This window comes from Actinomadura hibisca NBRC 15177 (genome assembly GCF_001552635.1).
Classification (GTDB): Bacteria; Actinomycetota; Actinomycetes; order Streptosporangiales; family Streptosporangiaceae; genus Spirillospora; species Spirillospora hibisca.
In genome coordinates this window covers 1-11,903 of sequence record NZ_BCRO01000029.1, presented here as the reverse complement: position 1 = coordinate 11,903, position 11,903 = coordinate 1, and the positions used below count along the sequence as shown (strand labels likewise).

Sequence of the window (11,903 nt, the reverse complement as noted above, 5' to 3'; positions counted from 1 at the left end):
CTCCGGATCAGGATTCAAAGAGGCGCAGGTCAGCGCGGATGTGCAGTTCGGCGTACAGGTCGAGGACGGGGGCGGAGGCGGCGGGCAGGTCCCGCCACGGCCCGGTGGCGTGCGCGGCGGCCTCGTCGGCGACGGCGTCCACCGCGCGCGCGAGGTCGGCCAAGGCGCGGTGCACCGACAGCGGGTCCAGGCCGAGGAGCCGGACGGCCGCCGACGCGGGGCCGGTCACCGCGCCGTAGGCGGTGATGCTCGCCGCGTCGCGAGGGGTGCCGCGCGCGGCGGCGGTGGCCGCGCCCAACACCACCGGGTGGTGCGCGTCGCCCGGGAGGGCGGCCAGCGCCGGGTGCGGCCAGGTCGAGCGGGCGGCGCGCAGTAGCGACCGGCCCTGGGCGCGGGACGCGGCGCGCTGGGCGGGGGAGGGGGTGCGGGCGTCGGCCTCGGCGTCCAGCACGACCCAGCCCGCGCCGTCAGCCCCGCCGTCAGCCTCGTCGCGGGCGGCGTGCGCGCAGGCGGCGGCCGCCAGCGAGGCCGCGACCAGCCCGGAGGTGGCGAGACGGCCGCGCAGGAACGCGGCCAGCCCCGCCACGTCCCGGACCGCGCCCGCCGAGACGGCCGGTTCCAGACCGCCGGAGTGCGCGTGCCCTCCGGCGGGCAACCGCGAGTCCGCGAGAAGCAGCAGCGCGGTGTCCATCAGAACAGGAAGTAGCGCTGGGCCATGGGCAACTCGACGGCCGGGGCGGGCTCCACCTCGTCGCCGTCGATCCGCACGGTGAAGGTGTCGGGGTCCACCTCGATCGACGGCAGCGCGTCGTTCAGCGGCATGTCGGCCTTGCCGAGCCGCCGGGTGTCCTTCACCGGCACCAGCGCGCGCCGCACGCCCGGCAGCTTGCCCGCCAGGCCGTCCTCGATCGCCGCCTCCGACACGAAGTGCAGCGACGCGCCCGCCGCCACGACCGGCGCCGCCCCGAACATCGGGCGCGGCAACATCGGCTGCGGCGTCGGGATGGACGCGTTGGCGTCGCCCATCGCCGCCCAGGCGATCACGCCGCCCTTCAGCACCAGCCGGGGCCGCACGCCGAAGAACGCCGGGTCCCACAACACCAGGTCGGCGAGCTTGCCCGGCTCCACCGAGCCGACCTCGCCGTCCAGGCCGTGCGCGACCGCCGGGTTGATCGTGTACTTGGCGACGTAGCGGCGGGCCCGCAGGTTGTCGGCCGCGCCGTCGCCGGGCAGCGCGCCGCGCCGCCGCTTCATGACGTGCGCGGTCTGCCAGGTGCGCAGCACCGTCTCGCCGATGCGGCCCATCGCCTGCGAGTCCGACCCGATGATGGAGATCGCGCCGAGGTCGTGCAGCACGTCCTCGGCGGCCATCGTCGTCGGCCGGATGCGGGACTCGGCGAACGCCAGGTCCTCGGGCACCGACGGGTCGAGGTGGTGGCACACCATCAGCATGTCCAGGTGCTCGTCCAGGGTGTTGACGGTGTGCGGCCGGGTCGGGTTGGTCGAGGACGGCAGCACGTTCGGGTGCGCGGCCACGGTGATGATGTCGGGCGCGTGCCCGCCGCCCGCGCCCTCGGTGTGGTAGGCGTGGATCGACCGGCCCGCGACCGCGCCGAGGGTGGACTCGACGTACCCGGCCTCGTTGAGGGTGTCGGAGTGCAGCGCGACCTGCACGCCGGACGCGTCGGCCACGCGCAGGCACGCGTCGATCGCGGCGGGCGTGGAGCCCCAGTCCTCGTGCAGCTTGAACCCGGACGCGCCCGCGCGCAGCTGCTCCCACAGCGCCTCGGGCGAGACGGTGTTGCCCTTGCCGAGCAGCGCCACGTTCACCGGCGCGCCGTCCAGGGCCTCCAGCATGCGGTGCAGGTACCAGACGCCGGTCACCGTGGTGGCCTTGGTGCCCTCGGCGGGGCCGGTGCCGCCGCCGATGAGGGTGGTGACGCCCGCGCCGAGCGCCTCGTCGATGAGCTGCGGGCAGATGAGGTGGACGTGGGAGTCCACCGCCCCGGCCGTGAGGATCTTGCCGTTGCCCGCGATGACCTCGGTGGTCGGGCCGATCACGAGATCGGGGTGCACGCCGTCCATGGTGTCGGGGTTCCCGGCCTTGCCGAGCGCGACGATCCGGCCGTCCCGTACGCCGACGTCGGCCTTGACGATCCCCCAGTGGTCGAGCACGACCACGCCCGTGATGACCAGGTCGAGTGCGCCCTCGGCGCGCGTGGCGCGGGCCTGGCCCATCGACTCGCGGATCACCTTGCCGCCGCCGAACACCGCCTCGTCGCCCGCCCCGGCCGGGCCTCGGCTGCGGTCCTCGGTGACCTCGATCAGCAGGTCGGTGTCGGCGAGGCGGACCCGGTCGCCCGCCGTCGGCCCGTACAGCTGGGCGTACCGCGCCCGCGTCAGCTCAGCCATCCAGCTCTCCCGCCTTCTCCAGCCGTAGCCCGGGGACGATCCGGTTGCCCGCGAGCGGTACGAGGTCGACCTCGCGCGTGATGCCGGGCTCGAACCGCACGGCGGTGCCCGCCGGGACGTCCAGCCGCGTCCCCCAGGCCGCCTCACGGTCGAAGTCGAGCGCGGGGTTGGCCACGGCGAAGTGGTAGTGCGAGCCGACCTGCACGGGCCGGTCGCCGGTGTTGACGACGGTGACGGTCGTGCGGGGGCGGCCCGGGTTCAGCTCGACGGGCTCCTCACCGGGGAGCACCTGCCCGGGAATCATGCCGCTCACGGGATCGGCCGGTGGACGGTGACGAGCTTGGTGCCGTCGGGGAAGGTGGCCTCCATCTGGACCGCGTCCAGCATCTCGGGCACGCCGTCCATGACGTCCTCGCGCGTCAGCACGGTGCGGCCGGACTCCATCAGCTCGGCCACGGTGCGCCCGTCGCGGGCGCCCTCCAGGATGTGCACCGCGATGAGCGCGGTCGCCTCGGGATGGTTGAGCCGCAACCCGCGCGCCCGCCGGTCCCGCGCCACCTGGGCGGCGACGTGGAGCAGCAGGCGTTCCTGCTCGTGTGGAGTGATCAGCACACCCCGGACGCTAGTACCGCGCTGACCTGCGACGGAACGGCCGCGTTGCGCTTTTAACAGCCATTTCACAAAACGGTCAAAACGAAACACGACCGTCATATGCGGCGAATATTCCGGCAATCTGGCGGCCCCGCCCGCGGACGGCCGCCCTCCGGCGGTGATCTCGGGGGTTGGGCGGGGCGCGCACTGGCTAAATAGGGAACGAACACCCAAAGTAGCCTAACGACTCCGGAGAGCGATATGAGCGAGGTGGTGACGGGCAAGGTCCGCACCAGCATCCCGCAGCGGATGGACCGGCTGCCGTGGGCCCGCTGGCACCTCATGATCGTGATCGGGCTGGGCACCGTCTGGATCCTGGACGGCCTGGAGGTCACCATCGTCGGCAACCTGGCCCCGCAGCTGTCCAAGCCCGGCAGCGGCGTGGACATCACCGCCGGCCAGGTGTCGGGCCCGGCCGCGGCGATCTACGTGGCCGGATCCTGCACCGGCGCGCTGTTCTTCGGCTGGCTCACCGACCGCTTCGGCCGCAAGAAGCTCTTCATGATCACCCTGGCGGTCTACCTGCTGGGCACCGCGCTCACCGCGCTGTCGTGGAACGCCTGGTGGTTCTTCGCCTGCCGGTTCCTCACCGGCTTCGGCATCGGCGGCGAGTACGCGGCCATCAACTCGGCGATCGACGAGCTGATCCCCAGCAAGCACCGCGGCCGCATCGACATCATCATCAACGGCAGCTACTGGCTGGGCGCGGCGGCCGGCGCCCTGCTCACGATCCCGGTGCTGAACCTGTTCCCGGTGGGCGTCGGCTGGCGGCTCGCCTTCGGGCTGGGCGTGGTGCTCGGCCTCGGCGTGCTGCTGGTGCGGCGCAACGTGCCCGAGAGCCCGCGCTGGCTGATCATCCACGGCCGCACCAGGGAGGCCGAGGACCTGGTCGGCGGCATCGAGCACCGGGTGGAGGACGAGACCGGCCGCAAACTGCCCGCGCCCGACGGCGACATGGTGATCCAGCAGCGCCGCAGCCTCGGCTTCGGACTGATCGCCACGACGCTGTTCCGCCGCTACCCCAAGCGCGCGGTGCTCGGCTTCTCGCTGTTCATCGGCCAGGCGTTCCTCTACAACGCCATCACCTTCGGCTACGCCGACATCCTCACCACCTTCTTCGACATCGACACCAACACCGGCTACTTCTACGCCGTGATCGCGGTCGGCAACTTCCTCGGGCCGCTGCTGCTGTCGCCGCTGTTCGACACCGTCGGCCGCGTCCCCATGATCAGCGGTTGCTACATCGGCTCGGGCCTGCTGCTGCTCGGCACCGCCTGGTTGTTCGACCAGGGCCACCTGTCGGCGGTCACGCTGACCGCCTGCTGGTGCGTGGTGCTGTTCTTCGCCTCGGCGGGCGCGAGCTCGGCCTACCTGACCGTCAGCGAGATCTTCCCGATGGAGACCCGCGCCCTGGCCATCGCGTTCTTCTACGCGATCGGCACCGCGGCGGGCGGCATCAGCGGCCCGCTGATCTTCTCGGCGCTGGTGTCCAGCGGCGTGCCCCGCGACACCGCGCTGGCCTTCTGCATCGGCGCCGTCCTGATGATCCTGGCGGGCCTGGTCGAGCTGATGTTCGGCGTCAAGGCCGAGGGCAAGGGGCTGGAGGAGATCGCCACCCCGCTCACCGCCCAGTCCGACGGCTGAGCGCCCCGCCCCCGGCCGTGCCCGCTAGACCCGCCGCCCGACGGACGGGTAGTCGGCGACCAGGCCGTCCGGCCCGAACACGATCTCCCGGCTGAACCCGGGGCTGGCGTACCGCACCACCGACCGCTCCCCGTCCCGGCGGACGAACTCGTAGGTCTGCCGCGACGGGGAGACCGCCAGGTCCGGGACCGACACCCAGGCCATCAGGAACTCGGCGGACCCGCCCTCCAGCAGCCCCGACCGCAGCACCGGCATCGTGTTCGTCAGCGGGGACAGCCCGAGGTCGCAGTCGAGCGCCCCGGCAAGCTCGGCGGCGTCCCCGCCGGGCGGCGGCAGCTTGACGTGCCCCTCCGCCCGCGCGCTGACCGTCCACCGCCCCTCGGGCCGGTTGACGAGCTCCAGCCACCGCCGCCAGGGCCCGGTCTCGGGATCGACGCCGTGCGAGCGCACCAGCAGCCGCACGGTGACGTACCGCTCGCCGGTGGTCAGCTCGTACTCCAGCCGGTAGGGGAGCGGATCACCGCCGATGGCGTGCCCGGCCGCCCGCAACGACCCGCCGCCGGCCTCGACCTCAGCCAGCTCGGCACCTTCGGGCTTCACCCACACCAGAGACTCGGTCATGCCGTCCAGTCTGCCCAGGGAGACGGCCGCGACCCGCCCCGGCGCGCCCCGGTCCGTCCCGGCCCGGCGAAGGGACCGGCGCGGGTTCGGCGCGGGATGTCGGAGCGCGGGATTAGACTCGCCGCCGTGGCAGGCCGGATTCGCAATGAGGACATCGCGCTCGTACGGGAGCGGTCATCGATCGACGCTGTGATCGGCGAGTACCTCCAGCTCAGGAGCGCCGGCGGCGGCAACCTCAAGGGCCTGTGCCCGTTCCATGACGAGAAGTCGCCGTCGTTCAACGTGACCCCGTCCCGCGGGTTGTTCTACTGCTTCGGCTGCGGGTCCGGCGGCGACGTGATCAAGTTCGTGCAGGAGATCGACCACCTCAGCTTCGCCGAGGCCGTCGAGCGCCTGGCCGCCAAGGCCGGGGTGCAGCTCCGCTACGAGGAGGGCGGCTACACGCCCCGGCAGGACACCGGGCAGCGCGCCCGCCTGCTGGAGGCGCACCGCGCCGCCGCCCAGTACTACGCCGAGCAGCTCGCCTCGCCCGAGGGCGCGATCGGCCGCAAATTCCTGTCCGAGCGGGGCTTCGAGGCCGCCGACGCCGCGCGGTTCGGGGTCGGGTTCGCGCCGCGCGAGTGGGAGGCGGTCGTCCGCCACCTGCGCCAGCGCGGCTTCGCCGACAAGGAGCTGATCGCGGGCGGGATCGCGAAAGAGGGGCGGCGTGGCCCCATGGACCGGTTCCGCGGGCGGCTGATCTGGCCCATCCGCGACCTGTCGGGCGACGTGATCGGCTTCGGCGCGCGCAAGCTGTACGAGGACGACGAGGGCCCCAAGTACCTCAACACCCCCGAGACGCCGCTGTTCCACAAGAGCAACGTGCTGTACGGCGCCGACCTCGCCAAGAAGGACATCGCCCGGGGCCGCCAGGCCGTGGTCGTCGAGGGCTACACCGACGTCATGGCCTGCCACCTGAGCGGCGTGCCGACCGCCATCGCCACCTGCGGCACCTCCTTCGGCGACGAGCACATCAAGATCCTGCGGCGGCTCCTGATGGACCAGGACGAGTTCCGCGGCGAGGTCATCTTCACCTTCGACGGCGACTCGGCGGGCCAGAAGGCGGCGCTGCGCGCCTTCGCCGACGAGCAGAAGTTCGTCACCCAGACGTTCGTGGCCGTGCAGCCCGACGGCCTCGACCCGTGCGACCTGCGCATCCGGCACGGCGACGCGGCGGTGCGCGACCTGGTCGCCTCCCGCACGCCGCTGTTCGAGTTCGCGGTCCGCAGCGCCATCGAGCAGCACGACCTCAACACCGCCGAGGGGCGGCTCGCGGCCCTGGACGCCGCCGCCCCGGTGGTCGCGCGGATCAAGGACCGCGCGCTGCGCCAGATGTACGCGGTGAACCTGGACCGGTGGCTCGGCATCATGGACGAGCAGTTCGTGCTGCGCCGCGTCCGCGAGCTGTCGGGACGCGAGCAGGCGCGCGGCCGGAACAGCCGCGACCCCCGGCAGGCCGCCCCCGCCCCGGCCGCCGAGCGGCCCGCCTACAACCCGAACGACCCCGAGGTCCAGATCGAGCGCGAGCTGCTGAAGTTCGCCGTGCAACGACCCGGCGTGCTGGGCCCGGAGTTCGACGGGGTGCCGGCCGAGGTGTTCATCGCGCCGCCGCACGCGGCGGTGCGCGCGGTGATCGCGGCGGCGGGCGGCGTGCAGGCCGCCGCGGGCAGCGCCGAGTGGGTGGCGCTGCTGCTGGAGCACGCGCCCGACGACCAGGTCAGGGCCATGATCATGCAGCTGGGCGTGGATCCCGTGCACGCCTCCGCCGAATCGGAGGACCGATACGCCGGGGAACTGCTGGCCCGAATTCTGGAACGCCAGCTCACCCGGCAGATCGCCGAGGTGAAGTCTAAACTCGGGCGGCTGAATCCGGTCGAGGAGGCCGCCGAGTACGGCCGACTCTTCGGTGATCTTGTCGCGCTTGAGCAGCAGAGACGGGTGTTGCGCGAGCGCGGGCTTGGGTTCCAGTAAGTCAAGAGACCGCAAAATGGGTCCTGTGATCTAGGTCCCTCATAACGCAGACTGTCCACGTGGGCCCTTCGGTGCTGCCAAGCGAGGCGCCATCGGTTGACCAGGTGGCGGACCTTGTCGCGCGTGGCAGAGAACGCGGCGGTGTGACCGTCGATGACGTCGCTGCCGCACTCGATCGCTCCGACTTGCCGGACGATTCGCTAGAGAAGATCGTCCGGCTGCTCGCCGAGCAGGGGGTGGAGGTCCTCGAGTCTCCCCATGAGACCGAGGACGTCCAGCGAGCAGACGAGGGAGACCTCGGCAAGCGGGCGCCGACGAGCGATCTGGTTCGTATCTACCTTCGGGAAATCGGTCGCGTACCGCTTCTCACGGCAGAAGATGAAGTCGAACTAGCGAAATCGATCGAGGCGGGACTGTTCGCCGAGGAGAAGCTGGCGCACACCGCCATCCTCTCCCGCGGCGAGCGGCTCGACCTCGAACTGCTCGCCCGCGAGGGAATGCGGGCGAAGCAACGCCTGATCGAGGCCAACCTGCGGCTGGTGGTGTCGATCGCCAAACGCTACGTGGGCCGGGGAATGCTCTTCCTCGACCTGATTCAGGAGGGAAATCTCGGACTCATCCGTGCGGTCGAGAAATTCGACTACACCAAGGGGTTCAAGTTCTCGACCTACGCGACCTGGTGGATCCGCCAGGCGATCACGCGAGCGATCGCCGACCAGGCCCGGACCATCCGGATCCCGGTGCACATGGTGGAGACCATCAACAAGCTGGTGCGCGTGCAGCGCCAGCTCCACCAGGACCTCGGCCGCGAACCCGTCCCCGAGGAGATCGGCCTGGAGATGGGCCTGTCGCCCGTCCGGGTCGTGGAGATCCAGCGGATCGCCCAGGAGCCGGTGTCCCTCCAGTCGCCCATCGGAGAGGAGGATTCCGACCTGGGCGACTTCATCGAGGACGCCGACGCGGTCGTGCCGATCGAGGCGGCCGCGTTCATCCTCCTCCAGGACCAGCTGGAGGACATCCTGGGCACCCTGTCGGACCGCGAGCAGCGCATCATCCAGCTGCGCTTCGGCCTCACCGACGGGCACCCGCGCACCCTGGAGGAGGTCGGCCGCGAGTTCGGCGTGACCAGGGAGCGCATCCGCCAGATCGAATCCAAGACCCTGGCCAAGCTCCGCCACCCCTCCCGCGCCCAGATGCTCCGGGAGTACCTCGACTGAGACGCCGTCCCCGAGACACCGCCCCCTGCCGCGGGCCCGCCCCCGAGACCGCGGCAGGGGGGAACGGGGGTCCCCGAGGCCACCGGCCCCGCCCGCGAGCGCCGCCGCCCGGCGCGGGGTGGGCCAGGTGGCCTTTCGTCGCACATCTCCCATGGACGGGCCGATGGCGCGCGAAGTGTCACTTGCGTGGATTACGGTTGGTCCATGCTGATCGTGACGACTGACGTCCTGGCGGGGTACGAGGTCCGCAACGTGCTCGGCGAGGTCCTGGGAACGGCCGTCCGGAGCGGGCAGGACGCGCATGCCGGTGGGCACGGAGGTGGGCAGGGCGGCGCGCCCGGCTCGTCCAGCAGCGGCACCTTCCGGGTCACCGGCGAGCAGCCCGGCGTGGGGCTGGCCGCCCTCCGGCGCGAGGCGATCGACCGGCTCGCCGACGACGCCCGCCGCAGGGGCGCCAACGCCGTGGTCGGGATGTGCTTCGACACCGCCGCGCTGGCCGGTGGCGGCCACGAGGTGTGCGCCTACGGCACGGCGGTGTGGGCCGAGCCGCTCCAGGGCGGCGTGCCGAAGGCCCAGCCGGCGCAGCAGCACCCGCACGGCGCCATCCCGCCCTACGCCGAGCCGCAGCCGGGCGGCCCGCCCATGGCCGCGCGCAACCTGACCATCGGGCTGCACGACCGGCCGCGCTGACCGGTCTCCCCGGACGGTCCCCACCGGGTGATCCCCGCGAACGATCTCCGCGCAGGTGGGGAGTGGGGCTCCTCACGTCCCGGAGGGCGTTGTCCCTCTTGACGAAGTGAGGTTAGCTTTAGCTAATTTAGGCTGGCCTAACTCAGCCTGCCCGCCCTGGAGCCCCCATGCGTGTTGTCCCCGTCCTCGCCCTCGGCGGCGTCGCGGCCCTGTCGATGTCCCTGCTGGCCGCCTGCGGCGGTGACGACGAGGGCGGCGCGGCGGGCGCGGGCGGCGGCACCGCCATCACCGCCGGCGACGACAAGTGCGAGCTGACCAAGAAGGACTTCGCGGCCGGCGTCACCGAGTTCAAGGTGACCAACACCGGGTCCAAGGTGACCGAGGTCTACGTGTACGCGCCCGGCGACAAGATCGTCACCGAGCGGGAGAACATCGGCCCCGGCACCAGCGTGACGCTGACGGTGCAGCTCAGCGCCGGCAAGTACCAGGTCGCCTGCAAGCCCGGCATGGTCGGCGACGGCATCCGGCAGGACATCTCGGTCACCGGCGTCGCCGACAAGGCGCTCGACCCGCGCCTGGAGAAGGCGGTCACCGAGTACAAGAGCTACGTCATCGAGCAGACCAACGCCACCATCGCCGAGACCGAGAAGTTCGTCGCGGCCGTCAAGGCGGGCGACGTGGCCAAGGCCAAGGAGCTCTACGCGCCCTCCCGCGTCGGCTGGGAGAGCATCGAGCCGGTCGCCGAGTCGTTCGGCGACCTCGACCCGCGCGTGGACGCGCGCGAGGCCGACCTCAAGCCCGGCGAGAAGTGGACCGGCTGGCACCGCCTGGAGAAGGCGCTGTGGAAGACCGGCTCGGTCAAGGGCGAGGAGCAGTACGCCGACCAGCTCCTGAAGGACCTGGCCGAGCTGAAGGCCAAGGTGAACTCGGTGAAGCTGGACCCGCCGATCACCCCGACCTCGATGGCCAACGGCGCCAAGGAGCTGCTGGACGAGGTCGCCACTGGCAAGGTCACCGGCGAGGAGGAGGCGTTCAGCCACACCGACCTGGTCGACTTCAAGGCCAACGTGGACGGCGCGTTCAAGGTCTACGAGCTGATCAAGCCGGTCGTGCAGGAGCGGGACGCCGCCCTGGCCAAGGACCTCGACACCGGCTTCGCCGACGTCCAGGACGCCCTGAAGAAGCACGAGAAGGGCGGCGGCTACGTCTCCTACGACACCGTCGGCAAGGACGACCGTAAGAAGCTCGCCGACGTCGTCAACGCGCTCGGCGAGCCCCTGTCCAAGCTGGCGGGAGCCGTCGCCAAATGACCGGAGGCGCCGTGGAGGGCACCGACCGCACCCGCGACCGGGCCGCTGAGCGCGCTCCCGAGCGCGCCGCGCTGTCGCGGCGGCGGATGCTGGGCTTCTCCGGAGCCAGCCTGCTGGTGGGCGCGGCGGCCGGGGCCGGGCTGGACCGGGCCGCCGCCCAGGAGGACGGCGGCGGCCGCTCGGCCGCCGCCGCGCCGATCGCCTTCCACGGCGCCAACCAGGCCGGGATCGCCACCCCGGTCCAGGACCGGCTGCACTTCGCCGCCTTCGACGTCGTCACCGACGACCGGGAGCGGCTGGTGCGGATGCTCAAGGAGTGGACGGCCGCCGCGGCCGCCATGACGCAGGGCCAGCAGGTCGGCGACGGCGCGATCGGCGGCGTCGCCGTCGCGCCGCCCGACGACACCGGCGAGGCCCTCGGCCTGCCGCCGTCGCGCCTCACGCTGACCATCGGGTTCGGGCCGACGCTGTTCGAGAAGGACGGCAAGGACCGCTTCGGCCTCAAGGGCAAACGCCCCGCCGCGCTGGTGGACCTGCCGCACTTCCCCGGCGACAAGCTCGACCCGGCCCGCAGCGGCGGCGACATCGCCGTGCAGGCGTGCGCCGACGACCCGCAGGTCGCCGTGCACGCCATCCGCAACCTGGCGCGCATCGGCTTCGGCGTGGTCGCGGTCCGCTGGTCCCAGCTCGGGTTCGGCAAGACCTCCTCCACCACGCCCGACGCGCAGACCCCGCGCAACCTGTTCGGGTTCAAGGACGGCACCGAGAACATCGCGGGCACCGACGCCGGGCTGCTCGGGCGGCACGTGTGGGCGTCGGCGCAGGACGGGGCCGCGTGGATGGCGGGCGGCTCCTACCTGGTCGCGCGGCGCATCCGGATGCACATCGAGACCTGGGACCGCACCTCCCTCCAGGAGCAGGAGGACCTCATCGGCCGCGACAAGGGCGAAGGCGCGCCCGCCGGGCTGACCAAGGAACGCGACAAGGTCGTGCTGACCAAGCTCAAGCCCGACGCGCACGTCCGCCTCGCCCACCCCGACAGCAACGGCGGCGCGCGCATCCTGCGGCGCGGCTACTCCTTCACCGACGGCAGCGACGGCCTTGGCCGCCTGGACGCGGGCCTGTTCTTCATCGCCTTCCAGCGCGACCCGCGCAAGGGCTTCATCCCGATCCAGCAGTCGCTGGCGGGCGACGCGCTGAACGAGTACATCCAGCACGTCGGCTCAGGGATCTACGCCTGTCCGCCGGGCGTGCCGAAACCCGGCGGCCACTGGGGCGACACCCTGTTCACCTGACGTCCGGGACTAGGCGGTGTTGCAAAGTCCCGGCCCAGGAGGGCTCGCCTGGC

Annotated in this window: 11 protein-coding genes; 6 read left to right on the top strand and 5 right to left on the bottom strand. The window is 72.1% G+C overall.

Going from position 1 to position 11,903, the window contains the following annotated elements:
- Positions 1-7 precede the first annotated feature (7 nt).
- The 4 genes from AH6_RS14840 to AH6_RS14825 are packed head-to-tail and all read right to left on the bottom strand — an operon-like array spanning position 8 to position 3,024.
- A complete protein-coding gene (locus tag AH6_RS14840; protein WP_067479712.1) occupies positions 8-691 on the bottom strand; it encodes an urease accessory protein UreF in 684 nt (227 codons plus the stop codon).
- Complete coding sequence (locus AH6_RS14835; RefSeq protein WP_067479710.1) at positions 691-2,412, bottom strand: urease subunit alpha; 1,722 nt, start codon at positions 2,410-2,412, stop codon at positions 691-693. Before AH6_RS14835 ends, AH6_RS14840 begins: the two co-directional genes overlap by 1 nt.
- Entirely contained in the window at positions 2,405-2,716 is a 312-nt protein-coding gene (locus AH6_RS14830) for an urease subunit beta (protein WP_067479708.1), read from the bottom strand. The genes AH6_RS14835 and AH6_RS14830 overlap by 8 nt, the downstream gene beginning before the upstream one ends.
- 5 nt (positions 2,717-2,721) lie before the next feature.
- Entirely contained in the window at positions 2,722-3,024 is a 303-nt protein-coding gene (locus AH6_RS14825) for an urease subunit gamma (protein ID WP_067479706.1), read from the bottom strand.
- 240 nt (positions 3,025-3,264) lie between these two features.
- On the opposite strand from AH6_RS14825, the gene AH6_RS14820 reads away from it, so the two are divergent.
- Positions 3,265-4,707: an MFS transporter gene (locus tag AH6_RS14820; RefSeq protein WP_067479704.1), complete on the top strand. Its 1,443-nt coding sequence runs from the start codon at positions 3,265-3,267 to the stop codon at positions 4,705-4,707.
- A gap of 24 nt (positions 4,708-4,731) precedes the next feature.
- On the opposite strand, the gene AH6_RS14815 is transcribed toward AH6_RS14820, so the two are convergent.
- Entirely contained in the window at positions 4,732-5,328 is a 597-nt protein-coding gene (locus AH6_RS14815; protein ID WP_067479702.1) for a putative glycolipid-binding domain-containing protein, read from the bottom strand.
- 126 nt (positions 5,329-5,454) lie between these two features.
- Between AH6_RS14815 and dnaG the strand changes: the two genes are divergently transcribed.
- From dnaG to efeB, 5 genes are all read left to right on the top strand, one after another.
- Positions 5,455-7,338: a DNA primase gene (dnaG, locus tag AH6_RS14810; protein ID WP_067479701.1), complete on the top strand. Its 1,884-nt coding sequence runs from the start codon at positions 5,455-5,457 to the stop codon at positions 7,336-7,338.
- Between the two features lie 71 nt (positions 7,339-7,409).
- Positions 7,410-8,555 carry an RNA polymerase sigma factor RpoD gene (rpoD, locus tag AH6_RS14805; protein ID WP_067479699.1) on the top strand — a complete coding sequence of 382 codons (1,146 nt, stop codon included), beginning with the start codon at positions 7,410-7,412 and terminating at the stop codon, positions 8,553-8,555.
- A 204-nt stretch (positions 8,556-8,759) separates the two neighbouring features.
- A complete protein-coding gene (locus AH6_RS14800) occupies positions 8,760-9,245 on the top strand; it encodes a YbjQ family protein (RefSeq protein ID WP_067479697.1) in 486 nt (161 codons plus the stop codon).
- A 167-nt stretch (positions 9,246-9,412) separates the two neighbouring features.
- Complete coding sequence (gene efeO, locus AH6_RS14795; protein WP_067479696.1) at positions 9,413-10,555, top strand: iron uptake system protein EfeO; 1,143 nt, start codon at positions 9,413-9,415, stop codon at positions 10,553-10,555.
- Positions 10,552-11,850, top strand: coding sequence for an iron uptake transporter deferrochelatase/peroxidase subunit (gene efeB, locus AH6_RS14790; RefSeq protein WP_067479694.1), 1,299 nt, complete (start codon positions 10,552-10,554; stop codon positions 11,848-11,850). The genes efeO and efeB overlap by 4 nt, the downstream gene beginning before the upstream one ends.
- Positions 11,851-11,903 lie beyond the last annotated feature (53 nt).